Origin of the sequence: Nonomuraea solani, from assembly GCF_900108335.1 — a bacterium.
Lineage (GTDB): Bacteria > Actinomycetota > Actinomycetes > Streptosporangiales > Streptosporangiaceae > Nonomuraea > Nonomuraea solani.
The window spans coordinates 1-24,811 of sequence record NZ_FNVT01000010.1; the positions used below are offsets into that span (position 1 = coordinate 1).

Genomic DNA, 24,811 nt, shown 5'->3' on the forward strand with positions numbered 1-24,811 from the left:
TGCCACAGCTCGCCCGGCTGGTACATCAGCGGCAGCTCGCCCAGCCGGCGGATCCACTCATCGGGCCCGAAGTCCGGTGAGGTGGTGTCCAGGCCGAGCTCGTGGATCGCGGTCTGGATCGGGTAGGTGTCCGGCGCCGCCAGCACCGCCCCGAAGCCGAAGGTGAAGGTCAGCAGGTCGCGGACGGTGATCGAGCGGTGGGCCGGCACGGTCTCCTCCAGCGGGGCGTCGATGCTCTTGAGCACCCGCCGGTCGGCCAGCTCGGGCAGCCAGGTCTCGACCGGGTCGTCCAGCCGCACCCGGCACTCCTCGACCAGGATCATCACCCCGGCGGCCGTGACCGGCTTGGTCAGCGACGCCATCCGGAAGATCGTGTCCCGCCGCATCGGCTCGGCGCCGCCCGCGTGCAAGGTGCCGATCGCCTCGACATGGACCTCACCGCCCCGGCCGACCAGCGCGACCAGCCCGGGGACCGCGCCGGAGGCGACATGGCCGTTCAGCACCTCACGCATCCGCCGCAGGCCCGCCTCGGAGAACCCGGCGCGCCGGTCCTCCTCCCAGCGACCCTGCGTCTCCCAGGCACCCTTGCTGTCCCAAGTGCCCTTCATGTCCCAGCTAGTGGTTTTAGGCATGGCTCAATAACCCTTTCGCATATGTTGTCGTGCACTCAGAGGCCCGCGGGCGCGGTCCATTCGACGAGCCGGATGACGATGCCGTTGGGGTCGGTCATCTCGAAGAGACGCTCCGCCCACGGCTCGTCGCGCAGCGGCACGCTGATGGTGACGCCCTCCCGTACGAGCCGGTCGTACTCGCCGGTGACATCGGTGACGGTGAACGTCACCACGACCCCGGTCGCGGGCCGCTCCCCGGCTCCGCGCAACTGCAGCACGATGTCGCCGGTGGCGTCCGGACGGACGAGACAGGCGTAGGTCCCACTCGCCACCGACTCGTGAAAGCCCAGGTGAGTGGTGAAGAAGGTGCTGGACGCCGCCACGTCGTCGACGTACAGCGTCACCGCGGAAGCGACGATGTTCACGTGATCAGCGTGGCGCCAGGAGGCCTGAGTCGACAACGCCTGATCCAGTATCGTGCCTTAACCTCTCGCTAAACGACGGACGGGACCGCGTGGAACTTCGCGACATCGAGATCTTCCTGACCCTTGCGGAAGAGCTGCATTTCGGCCGTACGGCGGAGCGGCTGCACGTGACGACGGCCCGGGTGAGTCAGGCGATCAAGAAGCAGGAACGCCGCATCGGCGCCGCCCTGTTCGAACGCGACAACCGCCGCGTCTCGCTGACCCCCATCGGGCTGCAGCTCTTCGGCGACCTCAAGCCGATGTACGACGGGCTGCGCGACGGCATCGAACGCGCCGCCCTGGCCGCCCGCGGCAAGACCGGCACGCTGGTCTTGGGCATGGTCAACGAGAATCCCCAGGACCTGCGCCCGCTCTTCGACGCCTTCAGGAGCCGCCGCCCCGAATGCGACCTCCAGCTCCGCTACGCCGGCTTCGCCGACCCCTTCAGGCTGCTGCGCTCCGGAGACATCGACCTGCTGATCGCCTGGCTGCCGGTCCGGGAGCCCGACCTCACCGTCGGCCCCGTCGTCAGCGTCGAGGACGTCGTGCTCGTGGTCGGCCCTGACCATCGTCTGGCCGGGTGGGAGTCGGTGTCGTACGAAGACCTCGGGGACGAGATCGTCTTCGGCGGAGCCCGGCCGGACTACTGGCGCAACTGGCTCGTACCCACCCATACGCCCAGCGGACGCCTGATCCGCATCGGCCCCATCGTCACCACGTCCGCGGAGATGACCCCTCTGATCGCGAACAGCGAGGCCGTCTCGCCGTGTTTCGCGCACTCCATCCGCTACTACGCCCGGCCCGACCACATCTACCTGCCCATCCGCGACGCCCCCGTGGCCCAGTGGGCGCTCATCTGGCGCACCGCCACCGAGTCCGCCCTGATCCGGGACTTCGCCGCGACCGCCCGGGAACTCGGCCCCCTCGCACTCTGAGTAATCCGGTGGTTCACATCTGATATGCGCTACCGCGATTGGTGGAGAAAAAGTCCAATCTGGGGTTGACGACAGTCAAGCGGCTGATGGATATGTTCGCCGTTGGCCTCGGTGACGATATTGAGGATGCCGGGGAAATCGTGCGGAAAAGGGGGGAATATGAAATTCGCCGACATCTCCGGAGCCGAGCTGCTCATCGAGGTGTTACGAGCGGAAGGAACCGACACCGTCTTCGGAAACGGGGGAGCCACCGAAATCCCCATGATGCTGGAGTTCAACCGGGCAGACGACCTGCGCTATGTTCTCGGGCTGCAGGAAGGCACGGTCGTCGGCATGGCCGAGGGATACTCACGGGCCACGGGAAAGCCCGCGTTCGTGAGCCTGCACGGCGCGGTGGGCGTCGGCAACGCCGAGGTCGCCCTCTACAACGCCCTCACCACCCGGGTGCCCATGGTGGTGACGGCCGGCCAGACCGACCTGCGTCACATGCTGACCGAGCCGCTCCTGTCCGGCGACGTCGCCGGGATGGCCCGGCCGGTGGTCAAATGGGTGTACGAGGTGACGCACCTGACCGAGCTGGCGCCGGCTCTGCACCGGGCCTACCGCGAGGCCATGACCCCGCCCATGGGGCCCGTCCTCGTCAGCATTCCGCTCAACGTCCAGAACGAGCGCGGCCCGGCCGAGACCGGCAGGCCGGGACCGTGGCCGCGGCCGGTGGCCGGAGACGTCACCGAGCTGGTGTCGGTCCTGAAGGCCGCCGGGCCGGGTGAGCTGGCCGTGGTGCTGGCCTCCGACATCCACCTGGCCGGCGCCGGGCGGGCCGCCGTCGCGCTGGCCGAGTCGCTGCGCGCGCCGGTGTGGGGGACCCCGTTCGCCGGGGTGAACCCGTTCCCGACGGTTCATCCGCTCTGGCGCGGATACCTGCCGCCGACGCAGGCCGCCCACATCCGTGAGGTGCTCGGCGGCTTCGCCAAGGTGCTGCACATCGGGCCCCGGCCCTTCCCCGTCGTGCACTATGACCCCGAGCCGATGCTGCCGGACACCGAGCTGCTGCAGGTCGTGGCCACGGCCGGGCAACTCGGAAGCCACCGCCCCGTACGCGCCGGCGCGGCCGGGGACCTGGACCTGACGTTGCGCGCCCTCGTACGTGAACTGGGGCGCGACGCCGCACCCGCACCGCTCACACCGGCCCTGCGGCGGGCGGGCTTCACCCTGGAACGCCCGATGCCGCCCTCGGCCGCGGTGGACGTGCTGACCAGTACGCTGCCGGCCGACACCCTGCTGGTCGACGAGGCGTGGTGCATCTCGCCCCGGCTGCGCCGCGAATACCGGACGACCGAGTCCGGCCGCTACTTCTGGGGCGAGGGCACCGGGCTCGGCTGGGCCATGCCGGCCGCGATCGGCCTGTCGCTGGGCCACCGCGAACGGGTGGTGTGCGTCGTCGGCGACGGATCGGCCATGTTCTGCCCGCAGGCGTTGTGGAGCGCGGCCGAGCAGGAGGCCCCGGTGACGTTCGTCGTGGTCGACAACGGTTCCTACCTCGTCGTCGAATCCCAGATCAGCGCCCGCATTCCCGGCAAGGAGAAATATCGCGGCACCGACTTACGCCATCCGGCCATCGACTTCGCCGCGCTGGCCACCTCGATGGGCGTCGACGGCCACACCGCCGGCGGCGCCGCCGAGTTCGCCCGGCTCCTGAGCAAATCGCTGGAGTCCGGGCGTCCTTCCCTCATTCACGTGCGCGTCGCCAAGGAGGAGCGGAAATGACCGAGGACAGCCTTTTCGGCGGGTCGAAAAAGGTACGGGTCCAGCATCTCCGCCAGGCCAAGGAACGCGGCGAGAAATGGCCGATGCTCACGTCGTACGACCAATACAGCGCGGAGATATTCGACGAGGCCGGGGTGCCGGTGCTGCTCATCGGCGACTCGGCGGCCAACAACGTCCTGGGCTACGACTCCACGCTGCCCATCGGTGTGGAGGAGCTGCTGCCGCTCACCCGAGGCGTGGCGGCCCACGCGCGGCGGGCCCTGGTCATCGCCGACCTGCCGTTCGGGAGCTTCGAGGCGTCTCCCGAGCACGCCTTCCACACCGCCGTACGCTTCATGAAGGCCGGCGCGCAGGCGGTCAAGCTGGAGGGCGGCCGCGCCGTCGTCTCGCAGGTCAAGGCACTCGCACGGGCGGGCATACCGGTGATGTCGCACATCGGCTTCACCCCGCAGCACCTGCACGGCCTCGGCGGCTACCGGGTCCAGGGGCGCGGCCAGGACGCCGGCTACCTGCTCGACGACGCCCTGCGCCTGGAGGAGGCCGGGGCCTTCGCGATCGGGCTGGAGCTGGTGCCCGCGGAGACGGCGCGGGAGATCACGGAGAACCTGTCCATTCCCACGGTCGGCATCGGCGCGGGCCCGTACACCGACGCTCAGGTCATGATCTGGCAGGATCTCGCCGGCCTGCGGTCGGGCCCGCCGCCGCGCTACGTGAAGCAGTACGCGGACATGCGCACGACGCTCAAGGGAGCGGTGGAACTGTTCGCCAAGGAGGTGCGCGAAGGCATCTTCCCCGGCCCTGACAACACCTTCCAGCAGTGATCTCCGTGGTTTCGCAGCCGGTGAAGGTGTCGTCACGCGCCCTGTCCGAACGCGGCTTCTCCCAGGACCTCACCGCAGGAGGCCACTGATGTGGGACGACGCCGCCGACAGCCCCGGCCCCTCGGTCGCCGAACACGTCCTGGTCGCGTCAGGTTCGGTCGTGACCCCCACGCACCCCGCCTGGTACCTCAACGTGGTGGCCGTACCGGAGGTCGGCGAGCGGTTCACTGCCGAAGGGCCGGAATGGGAGCGGCTCTGGCGTCTGATGACCGGGCTCGCGCCGGTGGACCTACGAGGCCGGAAGCCGCAGGCGGATCCCCGTGGTCGTCCTGGAACGCGCCGGCCGGTGGTCAGCCGGCGCCCAAGGAACGGATGCTGGCGAAGCGGTCGAGGGCCTGTTCGAAGGCGGTGGGCGAGATCGTCACACCGCCGCTGAACGGGAAGTCGAGCTGGTAGACCAGGAACAGCACCATGCCCACCAGCCCTCCGACCACGGCCGCCATGGTGATGTGCACCTTGCGTACCGGGCCGCCGCACATGATCGCCGGCAGCACGGCGATGAGCCCGCAGCCGGCCAGGGCGATCCACAGCAGCGGCGGCACACCGGTGTCGGCCATCTGCGCCCTGGCCCTGCGGGCGTCGAGCACGGCCTGCATGCGGGTCATGGCCTGCCCGTAGCGGGTGGAGGCGGCGCTGGTGCTCGGCTCGATCGTCTGGAAGTAGGCGCGCAGCTGCTCGACCGAGTGCCAGGCCGCCGGTGACAGCGTCCGCTGCTCGGCCATGAGCGGCCATTCCTGGCGGATCACCGTGGTGGCGTACTCGTCGGCCAGGCGCCGTATCGTCTCGCGCTGGGGCTCGGGCAGGCTGCGGGAGTACCAGTAGACGTCGACCAGGTTGCTGGCCTCGGTGGAGGTGGTCTGGGTGGCCGAGTTGACCTGGTTCCAGGCGGCGACGACCACGAGGCCGACGCTGATGGCGAACAGCGTGCCGACGATGCCGCTCACCAGGCCGCTGCCCTCGCGGAAGTCCTGCCGGACCTGCTGGGAGATGGCCCGGCCGGCGACGTGGGCGGCCAGGCCGGCGACGAGCGCCGCGCCCAGCGCCACGACGATGCCCATCAAGGCTACGAACACGAGATCTCTCTTTCTGTAATCGAATACGTGCATAGAGTAGCCACCGCGCTGGTCTGGTGGCGAGGGGCGGATTCGGTCGGTGTCGTCCAGTACGCTGCCGGGCGTGCGGCGAATGATCATCTCTCGGAGGTTGTGGCTCGCGGTCGCGGCGGCCCTGGCGGCGGCGGCGATCGTGGTGGTCGTGCGGTCCCGGCGGCGCCCGGTCCCCGTCCCGCAGGAGGCGCCCGCGCCCGCCGTCTGGCCTGCCGCTCCGATTCTCGGCACGCCCACCGCGGACGATCTCGCCCGTTATGCTCCCCGGCCGTCCGTGTTCGACCGGCCCGCGTTCGCCAGGCTCGCGGGAGGCGGTGCGCCAAGGAGGCCGTTCTCGCCGGTCGTCCGGCGCCGCCTCTACCGCTGGGGCGCGGCCGGTCTCGTGCTCGTTCTGCTGGCCGCCGGCACGCAGGCGCTGGAGTCCGCGGTCTTCTCCGGCGGGCTCGCCGGCGATTCGTCCGCGTCGATCGGCCCCTGTGATGAGTCCCAGGTCGCGTGTGCGGTGTTCGACGTCGAGCCGGGTCTGGAGGTTTCTGCGTACAACCTGCCCAACCCGTACGATCCGGCTCAGGAGCCGGCCGAGCCGGCGCCCCATGACGCGGACTGCCGGCCGCGCCCGACAGGCGAGGCGACGATGCGCCGGCCAGGCGCGAAGACGACCCGGGCGGTGAACCGGCAGTGGCGGCGCATCGAGACCTGGCTGAAGGCCAACGCCCCGGCCGGCCATCGTGAGCTCGGCGGGCCCGCGCGGCCCGCGGCCATCGCGGCGGCGGAGCAGGAGATGGGCCTGCGCTTCCCCGACGACCTCAAGGCCTCACTGCTGCGGCACGACGGGTCCGTCCGGACCTCCTGGGGCTTCGGCCCGCTGGGCTACGGGAACCTGTCGGTCAAGGGGATCCGCGAAACGTGGCTGATGCTGTGCGACATCGACGATGAAGACGGGGAGGACCCCCGGTCGGAGTGGTGGGACGGGCGAATGATCCCCTTCGGCTCCAACGGGATGGGTGACCACCTCGTGATCGATTCCGTACGGCGAGACGTCGGTCAGACCGATCACGAGGGTTCGATGAGCTTCACGCCGGGAGAAACCCGGATCCGCTCGTATCACGCCTTACTGAAGGCCACCGCCGACGCCCTGGAGAACGGCGGGCCCATCGGCCGCTGGAAGCCCAAGGCGGAGAACGGCGATGTGATCTGGGACCTCGTCGGCTAGGTCCCGCGCACCTCCACCTCGTCGATGAACGACCAGGCGGTGCTGGCCGGCTCGACCGTGATCCGGACGTAGCGGGCGGTGGTGTTCAGACCGAGGACGCGGTACGTACGGGCCTGGTCGCCGTCACCCACCGCCGGGGCGGACACGGAGCCGGCCGTCGTGTACGCCGACCCGGTGGCCGACACCTCGTAGGTCACCTTCTTCGGCAGGAAGATGTACACCCCCTTGACCTGCAGCCAGTCGCTGCGCAGCTCCTTGATGGCCTGCTGCGCGCCCAGGTCCACGGTGATCGAGTAGGGGGAGCCGGTGTTGCGGCCCTGCCAGGCGGCATCGCCGTACGACGCCGTCCCGTACGCCCCGTTGGTCAGCTCGCCGCCGCCGTCGGGGTAGGACGAGGAGGCGGCCAGCGACACCGTGTACGGCCGGCCCGCCGCCAGGTTGACCGGGTTGACCGGCGCGGCCGGGGTCGTGGCCGAGGCGGGGGCGCCGGCGGCCGACTCGTTGCCGGCCGCGTCGAAGGCCCGCAGCGTGTACGTGTAGGCGGTGGACGGGTCGAGACCCGCGTCGGTGAAGGTGGTGGCCGTCCCGTACAGCGTCTTGACCGGCGTCCCGTTCCTGGTGATCCGGTATCCGGCGACACCCACGGCGTCGGTCGCGGCGGTCCAGTTGAGCTGGACGGTCAGCGGGTTCGTGGCGGTCGCGGTCAGGCCGGAGGGCGCGGTGGGAGCGGTCGACTCCACGGATCCGGTGGCCAGGTAGTCGCGGTAGGTCCGGTCGTGGATGGCGGGGACCTGCAGCGGGCTCTGGTAGTGGTCGTAGGAGAAACTCCAGTACGAGGTCACGTACGGCTGCACCGCCCGCATGTCGTCGACCACGCCCTTGATCGCCATCGGCTGGAAGTCGAGGTTGAACGTCTCGGTGTCGGCCCAGAGCTTCGTGGCGGGGCGGGCGGCGGTGATCGCGTTCTTGGTGGCGGCGAACCAGGCGGCGAGCTGGCCCACGGAGGCGTGCCCGGCGCCGACGCCATCCTGCAGCGCGATCACGTCGATCGGGCTCGCGGTCAGGATCGAGGTCCACATGCTCTGCCATTGCGCGGTGGTGAGCCCGCCGGCGGTGTTGAAGAACGGGGAGATCACGACGGGCTTGCCGGGGCTGAGGGCGTGCAGGTGGTCGGCGACCTCCTGGTAGAAGGCGGCCATCGCGTTCTGGCTCGCCGTCGTGGTGAAGTTCCAGTTGTCGACCTCGAACGACAGGTACCAGCCGGCGAGCGAGGCATGGGTCCGATATTTCTCCCACAGGTCGTCGGCCAGGTTCTTGGCGACGGCCGCCTGGCCGGCGAGCCAGGCGGGGTCGTTGGCGTAGGTGTTCCACCAGTCGTCGTTGACCTGGAGGCCCAGGTAGACGGTCATGCCCGCGCGGTCGGCGGCCGAGAGGGCGGCCCCGACCACGTCGGTCGCCGTCGACTGGCCGTAGAGCGCGGACGGGTAGACGGCCGTCCCGGCCTTGCTGTCGGCCGTCCACTGCAGGACGAGTTCGCTCATGCAGGCCCGGGTGAGATACCCGAGCTCCTGGTCCCAGGTGGCGGGGCTCCAGGTGTCGCCGAGGCCGGGCTGCAGGAACGACCCGGCGAAGCGCGGGGTGGCGGCGCACGTCGCCGCACCGGCGGGCGGGGCGATGGCCAGCAGGCCGGCCACCAGGGATAAGACTGCTAGGACACGGCGCATGACGATCCGTTCTCGAGGTGGGACAGAGCTTCCAGGCCCGCGCCGACCAGCCCCGCGTCCGCGCCCAGGCGGGCCGGGAGCAGCGGTACGGCGGACGGGCCCGGCAGGGTCTCGGCGCGGAAGGCGGCCTCCATCGGCCGGAGTAGCGCCGGGCCCAGCATGGACACCCCGCCCGCGATGACGATCGCGCCGGGGTCGATCAGGTTGGCGGCCCCGGCCAGCACCCGGCCCATGAGCACCGCCGCCTCGGCGATCACGCGAGCTGCGGTCTCGTGGGAGGTGGCCGCGATAGAGGCCGTCGCCTGGGACGCGAGCCGGCCGATCTCGGTCAGGGTGAGTGCTCGGCCGGTCGTGTGCAGGTAGGCGCGTTCGATCGCCGGGCCGGACGCGTGTGCCTCGATGTGGTCGAGCGCGCCGCACGAGCAGCGCACGCCCGCGTCCGTCGGCGCGGGCAGGTGGCCGATGGCGCCCGCGGTCCCGGAGGCCCCGGTGAGCACGCGGCCCTCGACGCACACCGCCCCGCCGATGCCCGTCCCGATGGCGACGACCAGCGCCGTGCGCGCGTCGCGGGCCGCCCCGACCCGCGCCTCGGCGGCCCCGGCGGCGTGGCAGTCGTTCAGGACGGCAGTCGGGAGCCCGAGCGCGGATTCGGCCGCGCCCTTCACGTCGGTGCCCGCCCAGCCGGTGAGCAGGTCGGTCGCCGAGGCGATGCGCCCCAGGGGGCCGACGGTCCCGGCGGTGCCGATTCCGCAGGCCATGGCCCGCCCCACGAGCGGTCTCGCCAGCTCGAAGACGGCCGGGAGGATCGACGGCCCGGCGGGGGTGACGGTCCTGCGCCGCTCGTGGAGCGTCCCGTCCGCAGCCACCAGCCCGACCGCGATCTTGGTCCCGCCGATGTCCACGGCCAGCGCGAGCGGCGTGTCCTCGGAGCGGCGGTCAGGTGCCGTCATGGCGGTGTCGTGGGAAGGCGCGGTCATCGCGGTGCGGCGGCCGGGCGATGGCATCCCGGTGTCGCGGGAGTGCGCCGTCATCGCGGGGAGGCCGGGGTGGCGGCGGCCAGGCGACGGGTGATGGCGATCGGGTCGGTGATCGCGCCGCCGACCACCACGGCCCACGCGCCCGCCGCGAACGCCTGCCGTACCTGGTGCTCGGTGCGGTAACGGCCCTCGGCGATCACCCGCACCCCGCGCGAGGCGAGCGCCCCGACCAGGTGCAGGTCGGGATCGTGCGGCGTGGGCAACTGGCGCGCGGTGTAGCCGGACAGCGTGGTGCCGACGACGTCCGCCCCCGCCTCCCAGGCGTCCAGCCCCTCGTCGAGAGACGACACATCGCCCATGACGGGCAGGCCCAGCGTGTGGATCTGCTCGATCAGCTTGAGCCCGGGCCCGGGGGTCTCCGGCGTGAGGTCCACGGCGATCATGTTCGCGCCGGCCTCCGCGAGCCCGGCCGCCAAATCGAGCGTCGGCGTGATCACGTCGCGGTGCCCGTGCCTGACCTTGTGCAGGCCGATCACCGGCACGCTCGTACGGCGGCGCACCGCGATCACGTCCTCGGCCGAGTTGACCCGCAGCCCGGCCGCCCCGCCGAGCACGGCGCTCTCGGCCAGCCGGGCGATCACCTCGGAGTCGCGCAGGGGATGCCCGGCCGGCGCCTGGCAGGAGACGATCAGCCCGCCGCGCAGCTCGTTCACTTGATCGCCCCCGCCGAGACGCCACCCACGAAGTAGCGCTGACCGATGATGAAGATCAGCAGGGCGGGGATCGTGAACAGGACGCAGGCGGCCATCAGCGGGCCCCAGGCGACGTCGTGCTCGGCGAAGAAGGCGTACAGACCGATGGACAAGGTGTACTTCTCGCTGTCGTTGAGGTAGATGAGCGGGTTGAGGAAGTCCGTCCACGTCCACACGAACTGGAAGACCGCCGACGTCACCAGCGCGGGACGGGCCAGCGGCAGCACGATCGACCAGTAGATGCGCAGCTCGTGAGCGCCGTCGAGCCGGGCGGCGGCGATCAGATCGTCCGGGACGCTCATGAGGAACTGGCGGATCATGAAGATGAGGAACGGCGTGCCGAAGAAGGCCGGGGCGATCAGCGGCCAGTAGGTGCCGCTCGCGTCCAGCCCGTTCCACAGCAGGTAGACGGGGATCATCGTGACCTGCGGCGGCAGCATCATCGTGGCGAGCACCACGGCCAGCAGCGCGCTGCGCCCCCGCCAGCGCACCTTCGACAGGGAGTAGGCGACCAGCGGGCAGGCGAGCAGCGTGCCGGCCACGTTGGCGGCCGACAGGAACAGCGTGTTGCCCAGATAGCGCCAGATCGGGATCTGCTCGAAGGCGGCGGCGAAGTTGTCCCACGTCCACTCGGCCGGCAGCAGCCGGGGCGGCGCGTGGAAGATGTCGCCGGGCAGCTTGAACGCCGTGCTCAGCATCGCCAGGAACGGGAAGACGAACAGCAGCACCAGCCCGCCGACCACCAGCCGCCGCCCGTTAGCGCGAACCATAGTGCACCCACCTGCGCGAACTCAGCAGCAGCAGAGCCGTGATCACCAGCGTGACGAGGAAGAGCACCCACGCCATCGCCGAGGCGTAGCCCATCTTGAGGAAGACGAACGCGTTCTGGAACAGGTACATGGAGTAGGTCAGCATGGTGTCCCCCGGGCCGCCACTACTGGTGTTGAGCCGCTCCTGGGTGAGCAGGTACGGCTGCGCGAAGATCTGCAGAAACCCGATGAACGTCACGATCACCTGAAAAAGCGTGATCGGTGAGAGCATGGGCCAGGTGACGTGCCGGAACCGGCGCCACATCCCGGCCCCGTCGATGGCCGCCGCCTCGTACAGCTCGCCGGGCACGTCCTTGAGCGCCGCCAGATAGATGACCATGGTGCCGCCGACCGTCCACAGGGACATCAGCACGATCGCGGGCCGCGACCAGTCGGGGCTCTCCAGCCACAGTGGCGCGGGCAGCCCGGCGAGGCCGAGCCCCCAGTTGACGAAGCCGTACTGGGCGTTGAGCAGCCACCGCCACAGGTAGCCGCCGACCACGACCGGCACGATCGTCGGCAGGTAGACCAGTGCCCGGAACAGCGGCTGACCGCGTACCGGCAGGTTGAGCACGTGCGCCCCGGCCAGCGCGATCACGATGGTGAGCGGGACGCCGAGCGCGGTGATGTAGAGCGTGTTGCCCAGGCTCTGCCACAGCCGCTCGTCGCCCAGCATCCGGGTGTAGTTGTCCAGGCCGACGCCCTCGGGGTCCTGGAACAGGTTGAAGTCGGTGAAGCTGTAGCGGAGGGAGGCCAGGATCGGGTACGCGATGAACACCGCGAACCCGACCAGGAAGGGCGAGGCGAACGCCACCCCCTTGAGCAGGCCCCTCCCGTCAGCCCTTCGCATAACCGGCGGCCCGGCCGGCGACCTTGGCCATCGCCTCCTCCGGCGTCGCCGTGGCGCGGACGACGGAGTCGAAGGCGCTGGCCAGGTCGGCGGCGTATTCGGCCGCGTACGGCGCGCTGGACAGCGAGCGCACCTTGGGCGACTTCATCGCCTTCAGCCAGGAGCCGAAGTTCGGGATCTTCGCGTACGCGGGATCGTCGGCCAGGCCCGTGCGGGCGGGCAGGTTGCCCAGGGCGAGGCTCAGCTCGCGGGCCGCGCTCTCCGAGACGAGATACTTCATGAACGCGGCGGCCTCCTGGCGGTGCTTGGAGTTGGCCGGGATGAACAGCGTGCTGGCGGTGAGCTGGGTGGTGCCGTCGAGGTCGGGCCGGGCGACGGGGATCGGGCTGACGCCCCACTCCAGGCCGGGCGCGTTCTTCGGGATCGACACCGCCTGCCACTCGCCGTCGATGACCATGGCGACCCTGCCGGTGTAGAACGGATCCTGGGCCGACATGTACTGGCCCCACCCGGCCTTGAACGCGCTCACCTTGTCGGCGCCGTACTTGTTGGTGATGTTGTCCTGCCAGAACTTCAGCGCCGCCAGGTTGCCCGGATCGCCCGGGGTCGGGCCGGTGCCGTCCCAGGCGCCGCCGAAGGCGTACCCGAGGGTGGTCAGTGAGGTCGGCAGGTCGGCGTTGCCCAGGCCGAGCCGGGTGATGGCGCCCTTGCCGTCGGTCTCGGTGAGCTTGGGGATGGCCGCGGCCAGCTCGTCCATGGTCGTGGGCGGCTCGACCCCGGCCGCGTCGAGCAGCTTCTTGTTGTAGACGAGCTGGAACGTGTGCACGGCGATCGGCAGCGCGTACGTCCGCCCCTTGTGCCGCATCTGGTCCATGGCGGCGGGCGCGAACGCGGCCGTGTCGACCCCCTGCTGTTCGAGCAGGTCATCCAGCGGGGCCAGGATGCCCTTGGCCGCCCACGAGCCGACCGTGTTACCGAAATGGTCGGAGATGTCGAAGGTGCCGTTGGCGCTCGACATCGAGGCGAGCTGCTTCTGGGTGTCCGGGCTCGACACGCCCTTCACCACGATCTTGTCCTGGGAGCCGTTGAAGCCGGCGATGAGCTTCTCGATCGCCTCGCCCTCCGGCCCGGACCAGAGGTAGGAGAACGTGATCGTCGTCTTGCCGTCGGATTCGGCGGCGTCGCCGGAGCAGGCCGTCAGCGCGGCCATGAGCACTAAGGGCATGCCCAGTTGGGCGATCTTCATCTCTTGCTCCTCGGAAAACGCCGGAATGGCTGTGATTGGTATAAGCCAGTTCGGGGAGCAAGGTCAAGCTATTGGAGTACACCAATTTTGGGTTAGACTCCTGGGCCATGAAGACGGCCATGAAGACGGAACGCCCTCCGGCCAAGTCCGACCAACTCCGTCAGCGCCTGGTCGACCTGCTGGCCGGCGACCTGGCTCCGCACGAGCGGCTGCCCACCGAGCGCAGCCTGGCCGAGGAGTTCGCGGTCAGCCGGCTCACCGTGCGGCGCGTGCTGGACCAGTTCGAGCGGGAGGGGCGGGTCTACCGGGTCCAGGGGTCGGGCACGTTCGCGAGCGAGCCGCGCATCCACAAGTCCGTCGAGCTGACCTCCTTCAGCGAGGACATGCGCTCGCGCGGCCTGCGTCCCGGGTCACTGGAGGTGAGCTGCGAGCGGATCCCGGCGGGCGCCGACATCGGCTACGCGCTGCGGATCAGCCCGTCGTCGCAGGTCCTGCACATCCGCCGGGTCCGCACCGCCGACGACGAGCCGATGTGTCTGGAGCACTGCTACCTGCCCGGCGACCTCGTTCCCGACGATCTCGGGCCGGAGCTGCACGGCTCGCTGTACGAGGTGCTCTCGGCCCGCTACGGTCTCACCCCGCACCGGGCGGAGCAGACGATCAAGGCGACCGTGCTCGACCCGGACGACGCCCGGGCCCTGGGCGCGCCGCCGTTCTCCCCGGCCTTCCTGGTGCAGCGCACCGGATTCGACGCCCGCGGCCGGGCCATCGAGCGCGCCGACTCGCTCTACCGGGGCGATCGCTACTCCTACCAGCTCACCATCTACCGCGACCCCCAATAGGAAAGCCATGCGCATCGCCCTGCTGCCCCTCGACGAGCGGCCGGTCAACGTCCGCCTGCCCGCCGACGTCGCCGCCATCGCCGGCGCGCGGCTCAGCCTGCCCGACGCCGGGCTGCTGCCGTCCATGCGGACTCCCGGCAAGGCCGGGCCGCTCGGCGACTGGCTGCTGGACCAGGACGTGGACGCGGCCGTGGTCTGCGTGGAAATGCTGGTGCACGGCGGCCTCATCCCGTCCAGGACCAGCGCCGACGACACGCCGACCGTCCTCGAACGGCTCGGCGTGCTGCGCAGGCTCCGCCGGGCCAGGCCCGGCCTGCCCATCGCGGCGGTCTCGCTGGTCACCAGGGCCAGCGACAGCTACCACGGCGACGAGGAGCCGTCGTACTGGCCGCGCTACGGCCGCGAACTGCACGCCCTCGGCGGCCGGCTCCATCGCGCGCACCTGGCGGACCTGACGGGGGAGCCGGCACCCGCCGAGGAGATCGACGTCCCCGCCGAGATCCGCGCCGACTTCGAGCTGCGCCGCCTGCGCAACCACGTCGTCAACCTGGAGGCGCTCCGGCTCCTCGCGGAAGGCGTCGTCGACCCGCTGCTCATCACCGCCGACGACACGGCCGTGCACTCGGCGGGCTCGGTCGAGCAGCACTGGCTGCGGCACTGGGCGCGGGCCCTCGAACCGGCGGGCACGCTGCTGATGTACCCGGGGGCGGACGAGGTCGGCGCGGTGCTGGTCGCCCGTGCGCTCGCGGCCCGGCACGGCCGGCCCGTCCGCGTCAGCGTGGTCGCCGGTGACCCGGCCGGGCTGGACATCGTGGCCGCCTTCGAGAACCTGCCCACCGGCGCGGGCGCCCGCCGGCAGATCCTGGCCGCCGGCGCCCAGGTGGCCGCCGCGGGGGAGGAGGCCGACGTCGCCCTGGTCCTGCACACGCCGGATCCGGGGCGTACCGACTGGTTCGGCGATCCGCCGAGCCCGGACCCCGACGCGGTCGCCGCGACCGTCCGGGCGGTCCGCGACTCCCGCGTCCCGGTGGCGCTCGCGGACGTCCGCCACACCAACGGCGGCGACCCGGACCTGGTCGCGGCGCTGCGGGCGGAGGGCCTGGTGGACGGCCTGGTGGCGTACGGCGGCTGGAACACCGCGGGCAACACCATCGGCTCGGTGGTCGCCGCCGCCGTGGCGACCGTCGTCGGCACCAGGGAGAAGACCCTGGACCGCACGGCCGCCCGGCGGCTGCTGCTGCACCGCCTCACCGAGGACCACGGCTACCAGGCGATCGTCCGCGCCACCGGACCGGACGCCCGCGAGGCCCGCGAGCGGCTCCAGCCGATCCTGCGCGGCTTCGACCCGGACTGGACGATCGAAGACGTCAGATTCCCCTGGAACCGCTCTTTCGAGATCGACTTCACCTTGGTCCACCAACAGGACCGTTAGGCGTTCACCCGCTGGCGCGGTGCACGGCGATCTCGGTCATCGTCGGCGTGTACACCTCGGTCGCGATCTTGCCGGTGAGCGCCACCCGGAGCCGGGACGTGGTCACGTCGCCGAAACCGGTGACGGACCGGTCGTGGCCGATGCCGTCGGCGCCGCTCGCGAACGTGACCCAGGCGCCGGTCGCGGCGTCCCAGCGCCGCAGGTCGAACGTCCGGACCCGCGGGTTGGTGCCCGAGTCGGTGTACTCGTCCAGGTAGATCTCGTCGAACGTGGTGTTCGCGCCGAAGTCGATGTCCAGCGTGATCGGATAGGTGGCGTCGTCGGCCGCCGCCCAGCGGGTCGCCGGATTCCCGTCGGTCAGGTTCTTCGCGATGAGCGTGCCGTTCGCCCCGGGATGGGTCGAGCTGGCGGTGACCGGCTTGCCGAGGGCCAGGTTGACGCGGCCCTGCTCGTTCTCGATGGGGTCGGTGTCCACCGGGTCGGGCACCTGGGCGCCGATCCGGCTCTCCGCGATGCCGACCTCCGGCGCGGCACCGTAGTAGATGTGCGTGCCGAGGAAGTCCTCGGTGCCGAGGTGCGGGTTGTAGCGGCCGGCGTCGATGAGCGGGGAGTCGTCGCGGAGCTTGAAGTGCGCGGCCGCCGTGCGGATGTTCTTCACCCCCGCCCCGGTGACGTAGTCGGCCGGGTTTCCGGCGAACTTGGGGTCGGTACGCAGTTTGTTGCGGTCGGGCGGCTCCTGGGCCGAATGGGTGCCGCCGGCCTCGTAGAAGTCGTTGTTGGAGAACACCGCCTGACGCAGCGCGCCGGTACGGCGATACCAGGGCGTCGCCCGCGCCGCGGAGGTGTTGTAGAAGATGTTGTTCAGGAAATAGACCTTGCTCAGGAACGTTTCGTCGTGCATGTAGTCGAGGTCCGCGCCGTCGTACACGAACGTGTTGTTCGCGAAATAGGTCGGTGAATAGTTCGTCGACAACATGTTCTTCACCAGCACGCCGTTGTCGTTGACGCTCAGGTTGTAGCGGGCGACCGAGTTCGAGCTGTTGCCCATGTACGCCATCCAGCCCGCCGCGTTGTCGTGCGAGTAGTTGAACTGGTAAGTGACGTTGAAGTTCGTGTACTCCAGATCCCACGGCGTGCCGTCGAACTCGTTGTCCGGGCCGCCGTAGACCTCGTTGAACTGCATGACCGAGTCGGCGCCCGCCCACAGGTAGAGCCCGCAGGACACCGCGTCATACCGCTCCAGGAACCCGTTGACCTCGTTGTACTCGGCCGTCATGTTCTTGGCGTTGGCGAACTGGAAAGCGCCCTGACCGATGCTCTCGGCGTAGTTGTGGCCGATGTAGACGTCCCGGCTGTACAGGTCACGGGTGCGCACCCAGAGCTGCTCCCAGCCCTCGTGGAACTTCCCGCTCTCGTCGTATTGACCGGCGTCCACCCCGTCGGCGGCGAACCAGTTGAACGCGAACTGCACGGCGTGCAACTCGACCTTCTCGAAGGTGTTGTTCTCGATCCGGACGTCCTTGAAATGGTGGCCGCCGGTGCCGTAGTCCTTGTAGCTCCGGCCGCCGAACACCTGGAAGTTCACGCCGCCGTAGTGGATCTTCTGCCAGGTGCTCGGGCCGTCGAGGTCGTGGACGTACACCTTCGAGATGCGGAAGTGGTCCATGACGCTGTCCGTGCCGGCCGGCAGGAGGTCGGCGTTGATGGAGACCGCGATGCCGTCACGGACGTAGGACCCGGTGGTGATGTCGCCGGCGAAGTTGTCGTCGTTGGACAGCTCGACGTTGTTGATCTCGAAGTACTGCTGGTTGCGCAGCACGATGGCGCCGGTCAGGCCGACCGTGTCGGGGTTCTTGGTGCCGTTCGCGCGGAAGGGGCTCGGCACCCTGCCGTTCGTCGCGATGTACGGCAGGCGGGCGTTCTTGTCGCCGTACGCCGTAATGGTGATCGGCCGGTTCGCGGCGCCCGAGCCCTTCGGCCAGAGCTGCTGGTCGTTCCACTGCTCACCGGCCTTGAGCAGGACCCGGTCGCCGGGCCTGAACGTCGTCGCGTTCGCCTTGGCGAGGCTGCGCCACGCGCGCTTCGGCGAGGTGCCGGGAGCGGCGTCGCTACCGGCCCTGGCGTCGATGTAGTAGTCCGTGCCGCCGGTCCGGTTCGGCGTGTTACCGGGCAGTTCCTCCGGTTCGGCGGCGGGAGCGGCCGGAGTGGGGCGATCCGCGGCGGCTGCGGCCGGCGCGAGCGAGCCCGCGACGAGCACGGCGAGCAGGGCGGTGAGGCCCACCCGGAGCGCCCGCGCGGCGGGGGGTGCGGTACCGACAGGTTTCACTGCTGCACATCCTCTGCGTTGATGGCGTCCACCGCCGCCTGGTCGACCTCGAAACCGCTGCCGGCCACGCGGCGCTGGAGTAACTGGGCGAACTTCTCCTCGATGAGCGACTGCCTGATCCGCGGCGAGTACGTGGTGAACGCCGCTTCCTCGTCGACGGTCTTGCCGGTGAGCTCGTAGTAGGTGATCTGGCCGGTGCCGGGGACCGGGGCGGAGATCTGGCCCGGTTCGAGCTCGCCGAGCACCGCCATGAGGTCCCGGTCGTGGACGGCCGAGCCGCCGCCCTCGTGGGTGGCGGTCGTGAGCCGGGCGCCGGGCTCCTTGAGGTCCGTCAGCCGGTCGGCGCCGGCCACCCGCCGCTGGAGAGCTTCCGCGTGGCCGTCCGGCACCGGCACCACGAGCTGCGTGTACGTGTACGTGGTGGCGTTCGCTCTCCAGGCGTCCCGGTCGGCGTCGAACGCCCGCCGCACCTCGGCGTCGGTGACCCGGAGCTCGCCGAGCCGCTGCTTCAGCGCCGTCGTCAGCCCGGTGAGCCGGTGCGAGTAGTACTGCTCGGGCGTGAACCTGGCCAGGCCGTACACGACCTCGCGCCGGGCGAGGGCGGCGGCGCGCCGCTCGTTCTCGGCGGCCAGGTCGGCGAGGAAGGCCGCGTGGCCGGGGGAGGCGATCAGCCCCTGCTCCGTCGCCAGGATGAGCGCCGTCTTGTCGCGCCGGATCTCGTCGAGCGCCCGCGCCGCGAGCCGGCCACCGGCCTTACCATCCCGGTCCTGTACGCGGGGCGCCAGCCGCCGCATGTGGAAGAGCAGTTCGTCGCGGGTGACGGCATGCCCGGCGACGGTGGCGACCTCGTCGCTCCGCTGCGCCAGGGCCACACCGGTGACCAGCAGGGCGGCGAGGGCGGTGAACACCCCGGCGACCAGCACCTTCTTCATGAGCCCGCTCCGATCACGGCCACCCGGGCGACGACCGGCGTGCCCCGGGACCGGGCGATCTCGACCAGCACGGCATCCACCTCGACCGGCGGGAACGTCAGGATGCGCTGGTAGCCCACCGCGTTCGCCTCCGCGAGCGTCGTCCACCGCCCGTCCCGGCGCCCCCGCACCACGACGTGCTCGACGCGCTGCCCCTGAGTGATGTCCTCGCCCACGACGACCGCCTCGACCGCACGCGGCCGGGCAAAGGTGAGCGTTACCCCGGGCAGCGGGTCGGCGTCGTCCGGCCGCCACGGCGTCCGCCCCAGGCCGGGCCACGCGGTCCCGACGTCGCCGGGCCACGCGGTCCCGACGTCGCCGGGAATCCCGGACGACACCGTCGCGACGGCCTTGACGCGCCGCGCCCGGAAGTCCGCGACCCGCCGCCCGAGCCCCTCCAGCACCGCCACGTCCGCCTCGCGCAGCCGCCCGTCACGGGCCGGCGGCACGTTGAGCAGGAACGAGGAGTTGCCGCCCACGGCCCGCAGATAGATGCCGAACAGCTCGTCCACGCCGCGGACCGCGCCGTCCTCGGCCGGATGATGGAACCAGCCGGGCCGGATCGAGGTGTTCACCTCGGCCGGATACCAGACCAGGTCGTCCTCGTGCCCCGCCAGGGCGGCGCGGCTGCCCAGGTCGCGGTCGTCGCTGCGGACGAGCCGGGCGAACGCGCCGTCGTCGGCCCGCTGCGAGCGGTCCGCGATCCGCTCGGCGTCCTGGAGGGCGCGCGGCACCACGCTCCACTCGTCGGGCCGCGTCTCGCCGGCCTCGTTGCCGCACCAGCGCACGTCGGGCCCGCACACGCTGATGACCGCGTCCGGCTGCAGCTCGCGGACCACCGCGTAGTAGCGGTCCCAGTCGTAGACCTGCCGCTTGCCGTTCGGGCCCTCGCCGTTCGCGCCGTCCAGCCACACCGTGAACACCGGCCCGTACCGGGTGAGCAGCTCGGTGAGCTGGGCGACGTAGAAGTCGTCGTACGCGGTCCCCGAACCGTACGAGCCCTCGGTACGGTCCCACGGCGACAGATAGATCCCGAACCGCAGCCCGTGCCGCCGCGCCGCGTCCGCCACCTCCGCGACCACGTCGCCCCGGCCACCACGCCAGGGCGACGCGGCGACCGAGTACGCCGTCACGTCGCTCGGCCACAGGCAGAAGCCGTCATGGTGCTTGGCGGTCAGGATCACGCCCGTCATCCCGGCGGCCTTGAGCGCTCCGACCCACTGGCCGGCGTCGAGCCCGGCCGGGTCGAACAGGGCCGGGTCGTCGTGCCCCTCGCCCCACTCCCGGTCCGTCATCGTGTTCATGCCGAAATGCACGAACCCGTAGAACTCCATGGCCTGCCACGCGAGCTGCCGCCCGCTCGGCCGCACGTCCGTGAGCGCCGTCACCGGAACCGCCGGTTGTAGGAGGCCAGCACGGCCAGCAGCCCGGCCAGCGCGGCGAGCATGATCGCCAGACTGCCCCACCCGGCCGTCGTACGGGCGGCGACGACGACCGCCACGCAGCCGGTCGCGACGAGCGTCCGGGCGGTGACGAGCAGCACGCCCCGAGTCGAATCCTTCATGATGTCAGCCCTTCACGCCGCCGGACGCCATGCCCTCGATGAGCCGGCGCTGGATGAGCGCGTAGAAGATGAGGACGGGAACGATGACGATGACCATGCCGGCGTACAACCGGCCGTAGTCGGCCGCGGCCTTCTGCGCGGTCATCAGGTTGAGCAGCCCCACCTGCAGCGTCTTGCCGTCGCCCGGGAGCAGGGTGAGGGCGATGATGAAGTCGTTCCAGTAGGCCAGGAAGTTGAACAGCAGCACGGTGGTGAGCGCCGGTCGCGCCATCGGCAGCATGACCCGGGTCATGACCTGGAAGCGGGAGGCCCCGTCCAGGGCGGCGGCCTCCTCGTAGGAGACCGGGATCGACCGGAAATACGCGGTGAGCAGGTAGATGCTGAACGGGATCGAGGTGGCCGCGTACACGAGCGACAGGACGCCCGGGTTGTCGATGAAGAAGCCGTCGGGGAAGACGTCCACCAGCGCGCGGTCCCAGCCGACGAGCATGAGGAAGATCGGCACGACGATGTAGTTGACGTTGACGAACAGCCCGGCCAGCATCGCCGTCTCCACGAGCCCGCGGCCGCGGAACTCGTAGCGGGCGATCACGTAGGCGGCCGGGACGGACACCGCCACCACGAACACCAGCCCGAGCAGCGTGACCAGCACCGAGGTGAAGAAATAGCGTCCCATGGACGCGGTGACGAACGCGTCGACGTAGTTCCGCAGGTGCAGGCCCTCGGGCAGGGTCCACGGGCTGCCGTAGAACTCGCCCTTGCGCTTGAGCGAGGCGAGCAGCACCCAGCCGACCGGCACCGCGATGGCGAGGGCGATCGCGGTGACCAGGACGTACGCCGGCACCTTCTTGATCGTGGTCATGGTGGGAGATCCTCAGAACTGGAGGGGCTCGCGCCGCGTCGCGCGGCTCACCAGCAGCGACACGAAGAACGAGAACGCGAAGATGACGACGCCGATGGCCATGCCGTAGCCGTACGACGAGTTCGTGTACGCCTGCTTGTACATGTAGCTCAGCAGGACCTCCGACGAGCCGTCGGGCCCGCCGCCGGTCATCGCGCGGACGAGGACGAAGCTGAGGTTGACCGCGCTCATGACGAAGAACGTCAGCGTCGTGCGCAGGTTCTGCCAGATGAGCGGCAGCGTGATGGCGAAGAACTGCCGCCCGGGGGAGGCGCCGTCGATCGCGGACGCCTCGTACACCTCCTCCGGGATGCTCGCCATGCCGGACATGTACAGGACCATGTAGTAGCCGAGCGACTGCCAGACCATCGCGATCGCGACGGACCAGAGCACGAGATCCTGGTCGCCGAGCCAGACCTGCCGCAGGCCGTCGAGCGACAGCAGCCGCAGCGTGCCGTTGAGCAGGCCGTTCTCCTGGTCGAAGACGGCGGAGAAGATCGCCGCGATCACGACCACGGACAGCACGCTCGGAACGTAGAGCACGAACCGGAAGAGCGGCCGCCCGCGCAGCCGCTGCCTGGTCATGATCGCCGCCAGGAACAGGGCCAGGCCCATCGTCACGACGGTCACGACGACCAGCAGCGCCACGGTGTTCTGGAACGCGCGCACGAACTGCGTGTCATCGAGCAGCCGGGTGAAGTTGCCGAGCCCCACGAACCGCATGTCCGGGGAGAAACCGCTCCAGGTGTAGAACGACATCCGGAACACGTTCACGGTCGGGACGACCATGAACACCGCGAAGAGCACGAGCGCGGGCAGGAGACAGGCGAGCACGAAGCCGCCGTTCCCCCGCCTGCGCGACGCGGGCTGTGACCCCGGCTGTGACCCCTGCTGGGACCCCGACTGTGACACCGACTGGGACCCCGACTGTGACACCGGCTGTGACACCCGTGGTGCCACTTCAGCCACCGGCCTGGCGCAGCTTCTCGCTGGCGTCGTCGAGCGCGCTCTGCCACTGCTCCTGGGTCTTGTCGCCGCTGATGACGCTGTTGGCGGTGTCGAAGAGCGCGGCCTTGATGTCGACGCCCTCGACCGGCGCGGTGCTGGCGAACCCGCCGACGAGCGCGGCGACCGACGGGTCCTCGTAGACCTTGTAGAACTCGGCGTTCTCCGCCGACAGGCTGCTCGCGATGCCCTCGATGGGCTGGATCGCGTCCGACTTGGCGAAGATCTTCGCCGCCTCGTCCGAGTACAGGTAGGCGACGAACTCCTTGGCCGCGTCCTTGTTCTTGGCGGCGGCGGGGACCCAGGCCGACTCGACCGAGGTCGTGATGTAGCGCTTGCCGCCCGTGGTGACCGCCGGCAGCGGCGTCAGGCCCCAGGCGAAGCCGTCGGCGCGCGGCGCGTCGGCCATCTCGCCGACGATCCAGGTGCCGTTCGGCATGAACAGCGCCTTGTTGTCCAGCACGGACTGCTGGTTCTTGGTGAAGTCCTGCTCGTTGGCGTAGCCGACGGTGGTCGGGGCGGCGTACTTCAGCAGCCGGGTGGTCAGGTCGAGCACCTGCTTGGCCTGCGGCGTCTTCCACACGCCCTGCTTGTACGTCATCACGTCGGTGTAGAACTGCTCCCCGCCGACATCGGCCAGCAGCGCGAAGAAGAACGAGTCGAGATACCCGGCGGTCGGGTACGTGAACAGCGCGATCCCGTCCTTCTTGGCCGTCTCACCGAGCGCGAACATCTCGTCCCAGGTCGCCGGGACCTTCCAGTCCTTCTTGGCGAACAGCCCCTTGTTGTAGAACAGGCCGGTCGGCGCGTAGTACATCGGCATCGTGTACGTCTTGCCGTCGCCGTAGGGGTTGGTGTTGAGGTTGCCGACGATGCCCTCGATGAGCTTGTCCCCGACGGTCTTGGCCTCGCCCGGCACCTTCGCCCCCAGCACGGGCGTCAGGTCCTCAAGCGCCTTGTCCTTGATGAGCGTCTCGGTGAGCGCGGCCTTGCGGCCCTGGCCGAGCACCACGACGTCCGGGAACCGCCCGGCCTTCATGTTCGGCGTGATCTCGTCCTCGATGCTCTTCGAGATCTGGAGCTGCACGTCGACGGCGGGGTGCGCGGCCTCGTACGCCTGGATGACCTGGTTGTACATGTCCCGCCCGTAGCCGCCTTCGAGGGCGGCGACGCTCAGGGTCGTCCTGCCCGACTCCGAGCCGCCGTTCCCGCCGTTCCCTCCGGCCGACGAGCAGCCGGTGAGCAGCCCGAGCGCCGTGAGGGCGGCGCTCGTGAGGACCAGTGATCTCCTCATGGTTGTGTGATCCTTCCGCGGACATCTGCCCACCTGACGGGGCGCGTTGTTACAGTGGCATCGATAACATGAAGGCGCAAGAGGCACTTCACAGACGGCCGTCCGAGAGGCTCAGGCCGGCGGCGCCGTCGACTCCCTGACGGAGAGCGAGGCGGTGACGAGCGACTCGCCCGCGGCGCCCTCGTGCAGGAGCAGCGCGACCGCCGCCGCGCCGGAGCGATAGAAGTCCTGCCGCACGGTGGTCAGCGGCGGGCTGCAGTAGGCGGCCAGGGCGATGTCGTCGACGCTCACGATGGACACGTCGCCCGGCACGGAACGGCCGCGCTCGCGCAGGGCGCGGATCACGCCGAAGGCCATCTCGTCGCTGGCGGCGAAGACGGCCGTCACGTCGGGGATCATGGCGAGGACCTGCCCCTGCCGGTATCCCGAGTCGGGCGACCAGTCGCCCTCCAGCGGCGGTGGCGCCTCGATCCCGGCCGCGGCCAGGCACTCCTGCCAGCCCTGCCGCCGCTGCCGGGCCTCGATCCACTCGTCGGGGCCCGCGACGTGCCACACCTGGCGGTGCCCGAGGTCGAGCAGGTGCTGGGTGGCCAGGCGGCCCGCCTCCTTCTGGTCGATCCCGAGCACCTGGGCGCTCGCGGTGCGGGAGCCGTCGAGCGTGACCGTCGGGATGTCGCGGGTGATGTCCTCCATCTTCTGCGTCACGGAGATGAGCGGCACGGCGATGACGATGCCGTCGACGCCCTGGTCGGCGAGCTTGGACAGGGACCGCTCCATCAGGCCGGTGTCGAGCCTGGCGATGGTCGCGATGCTCACCGCGTAGCCGGCCTCGCCCGCGGCCGCCTCGACGCCGGCCGTCACCGCCGAGCGGGAGTAGTAGCCGCCCGACTGCAGCAGCACGAGCCCGATGGTGTGGCTGCGCCCCGAGGAGAGCACCCTGGCGGCGTTGTTGAAGCGGTAGCCCAGGCGCTCGACGGCGGCGAGCACGCGCTTCCTGGTCTCGGGGTTGACGTTCGGCGAGTCGCGGAGCGCGCGCGAGACGGTCTGCGCCGACACCCCGGCGGTCTTGGCCACGTCGGCCATGCTGGGCTGCCTCGTCGGCCGCTCGGCTGCTTTGCTCACGGCGCTCCTCTCTCGCGAC

General features: G+C 70.4%; 23 protein-coding genes. 6 read left to right on the plus strand and 17 right to left on the minus strand.

The annotated features are described in order from the left end of the window. Both C4V41_RS31525 and C4V41_RS31530 read right to left on the minus strand, forming a co-directional pair. The coding region (locus C4V41_RS31525; protein WP_407670085.1) for a serine hydrolase domain-containing protein at positions 1-632 on the minus strand (632 nt) is incomplete at its 3' end. Between the two features lie 35 nt (positions 633-667). Then, entirely contained in the window at positions 668-1,036 is a 369-nt protein-coding gene (locus C4V41_RS31530; RefSeq protein ID WP_103959612.1) for a VOC family protein, read from the minus strand. Between the two features lie 89 nt (positions 1,037-1,125). On the opposite strand from C4V41_RS31530, the gene C4V41_RS31535 reads away from it, so the two are divergent. From C4V41_RS31535 to panB, 3 genes are all read left to right on the plus strand, one after another. After that, positions 1,126-2,010, plus strand: coding sequence for a LysR family transcriptional regulator (locus C4V41_RS31535; RefSeq protein WP_103959613.1), 885 nt, complete (start codon positions 1,126-1,128; stop codon positions 2,008-2,010). A 159-nt stretch (positions 2,011-2,169) separates the two neighbouring features. Next, positions 2,170-3,777 carry a thiamine pyrophosphate-dependent enzyme gene (locus tag C4V41_RS31540; protein ID WP_160150470.1) on the plus strand — a complete coding sequence of 536 codons (1,608 nt, stop codon included), beginning with the start codon at positions 2,170-2,172 and terminating at the stop codon, positions 3,775-3,777. Further along, positions 3,774-4,598 carry a 3-methyl-2-oxobutanoate hydroxymethyltransferase gene (gene panB, locus C4V41_RS31545; protein ID WP_103959615.1) on the plus strand — a complete coding sequence of 275 codons (825 nt, stop codon included), beginning with the start codon at positions 3,774-3,776 and terminating at the stop codon, positions 4,596-4,598. Before C4V41_RS31540 ends, panB begins: the two co-directional genes overlap by 4 nt. 350 nt (positions 4,599-4,948) lie before the next feature. Here panB and C4V41_RS31555 read toward each other — a convergent pair whose 3' ends face one another. Then, positions 4,949-5,731: a bestrophin-like domain gene (locus tag C4V41_RS31555; protein WP_160150471.1), complete on the minus strand. Its 783-nt coding sequence runs from the start codon at positions 5,729-5,731 to the stop codon at positions 4,949-4,951. Between the two features lie 112 nt (positions 5,732-5,843). Here C4V41_RS31555 and C4V41_RS31560 point away from each other — a divergent pair, with 112 nt between their 5' ends. Continuing rightward, entirely contained in the window at positions 5,844-6,977 is a 1,134-nt protein-coding gene (locus C4V41_RS31560; protein WP_235030524.1) for an SMI1/KNR4 family protein, read from the plus strand. Here C4V41_RS31560 and C4V41_RS31565 read toward each other — a convergent pair. Genes C4V41_RS31565 through C4V41_RS31590 form a run of 6 tightly spaced genes read right to left on the minus strand, consistent with a single transcriptional unit; the run spans position 6,974 to position 13,335 of the window. After that, a complete protein-coding gene (locus C4V41_RS31565; RefSeq protein ID WP_103959618.1) occupies positions 6,974-8,701 on the minus strand; it encodes a DUF4434 domain-containing protein in 1,728 nt (575 codons plus the stop codon). The genes C4V41_RS31560 and C4V41_RS31565 overlap by 4 nt on opposite strands. Continuing rightward, positions 8,686-9,732 (minus strand): ROK family protein, encoded by a 1,047-nt coding sequence (locus tag C4V41_RS31570; protein WP_103959619.1) that lies wholly within the window; start codon positions 9,730-9,732, stop codon positions 8,686-8,688. The genes C4V41_RS31565 and C4V41_RS31570 overlap by 16 nt, the downstream gene beginning before the upstream one ends. Beyond that, complete coding sequence (locus C4V41_RS31575) at positions 9,729-10,391, minus strand: N-acetylmannosamine-6-phosphate 2-epimerase (RefSeq protein ID WP_200824366.1); 663 nt, start codon at positions 10,389-10,391, stop codon at positions 9,729-9,731. The genes C4V41_RS31570 and C4V41_RS31575 overlap by 4 nt, the downstream gene beginning before the upstream one ends. Beyond that, complete coding sequence (locus C4V41_RS31580; RefSeq protein WP_103959620.1) at positions 10,388-11,200, minus strand: carbohydrate ABC transporter permease; 813 nt, start codon at positions 11,198-11,200, stop codon at positions 10,388-10,390. The genes C4V41_RS31575 and C4V41_RS31580 overlap by 4 nt, the downstream gene beginning before the upstream one ends. Continuing rightward, positions 11,187-12,089: a carbohydrate ABC transporter permease gene (locus C4V41_RS31585; protein ID WP_103959621.1), complete on the minus strand. Its 903-nt coding sequence runs from the start codon at positions 12,087-12,089 to the stop codon at positions 11,187-11,189. Before C4V41_RS31585 ends, C4V41_RS31580 begins: the two co-directional genes overlap by 14 nt. Beyond that, complete coding sequence (locus C4V41_RS31590; protein ID WP_103959622.1) at positions 12,076-13,335, minus strand: ABC transporter substrate-binding protein; 1,260 nt, start codon at positions 13,333-13,335, stop codon at positions 12,076-12,078. The genes C4V41_RS31585 and C4V41_RS31590 overlap by 14 nt, the downstream gene beginning before the upstream one ends. A 107-nt stretch (positions 13,336-13,442) precedes the next feature. Between C4V41_RS31590 and C4V41_RS31595 the strand changes: the two genes are divergently transcribed. Beyond that, positions 13,443-14,177, plus strand: a complete 735-nt coding sequence (locus C4V41_RS31595; RefSeq protein WP_103959623.1) for a GntR family transcriptional regulator — start codon at positions 13,443-13,445, stop codon at positions 14,175-14,177. A gap of 7 nt (positions 14,178-14,184) precedes the next feature. After that, positions 14,185-15,609: a DUF4127 family protein gene (locus C4V41_RS31600; protein ID WP_103959624.1), complete on the plus strand. Its 1,425-nt coding sequence runs from the start codon at positions 14,185-14,187 to the stop codon at positions 15,607-15,609. A gap of 4 nt (positions 15,610-15,613) precedes the next feature. Here C4V41_RS31600 and C4V41_RS31605 read toward each other — a convergent pair whose 3' ends face one another. From C4V41_RS31605 to C4V41_RS31635, 8 genes are all read right to left on the minus strand, one after another. After that, positions 15,614-17,935, minus strand: coding sequence for a discoidin domain-containing protein (locus C4V41_RS31605; RefSeq protein WP_103959625.1), 2,322 nt, complete (start codon positions 17,933-17,935; stop codon positions 15,614-15,616). After that, positions 17,932-18,867: a peptidylprolyl isomerase gene (locus tag C4V41_RS31610; protein WP_103959626.1), complete on the minus strand. Its 936-nt coding sequence runs from the start codon at positions 18,865-18,867 to the stop codon at positions 17,932-17,934. Before C4V41_RS31610 ends, C4V41_RS31605 begins: the two co-directional genes overlap by 4 nt. Further along, positions 18,864-20,294 carry an alpha-L-fucosidase gene (locus tag C4V41_RS31615; protein WP_200824367.1) on the minus strand — a complete coding sequence of 477 codons (1,431 nt, stop codon included), beginning with the start codon at positions 20,292-20,294 and terminating at the stop codon, positions 18,864-18,866. The genes C4V41_RS31610 and C4V41_RS31615 overlap by 4 nt, the downstream gene beginning before the upstream one ends. Further along, positions 20,291-20,470: a DUF6903 family protein gene (locus tag C4V41_RS60935; protein ID WP_146103860.1), complete on the minus strand. Its 180-nt coding sequence runs from the start codon at positions 20,468-20,470 to the stop codon at positions 20,291-20,293. Before C4V41_RS60935 ends, C4V41_RS31615 begins: the two co-directional genes overlap by 4 nt. Positions 20,471-20,474: 4 nt before the next feature. Further along, on the minus strand, positions 20,475-21,332 hold the full coding sequence (locus tag C4V41_RS31620; RefSeq protein WP_103959627.1) for a carbohydrate ABC transporter permease: 858 nt from the start codon (positions 21,330-21,332) through the stop codon (positions 20,475-20,477). 12 nt (positions 21,333-21,344) lie between these two features. Beyond that, a complete protein-coding gene (locus C4V41_RS31625; RefSeq protein ID WP_235030487.1) occupies positions 21,345-22,205 on the minus strand; it encodes a carbohydrate ABC transporter permease in 861 nt (286 codons plus the stop codon). Positions 22,206-22,332: 127 nt separating this feature from the next. Continuing rightward, on the minus strand, positions 22,333-23,670 hold the full coding sequence (locus C4V41_RS31630; RefSeq protein WP_103959628.1) for a carbohydrate ABC transporter substrate-binding protein: 1,338 nt from the start codon (positions 23,668-23,670) through the stop codon (positions 22,333-22,335). Positions 23,671-23,781: 111 nt separating this feature from the next. Further along, entirely contained in the window at positions 23,782-24,792 is a 1,011-nt protein-coding gene (locus tag C4V41_RS31635; RefSeq protein WP_103959629.1) for a LacI family DNA-binding transcriptional regulator, read from the minus strand. Positions 24,793-24,811 lie beyond the last annotated feature (19 nt).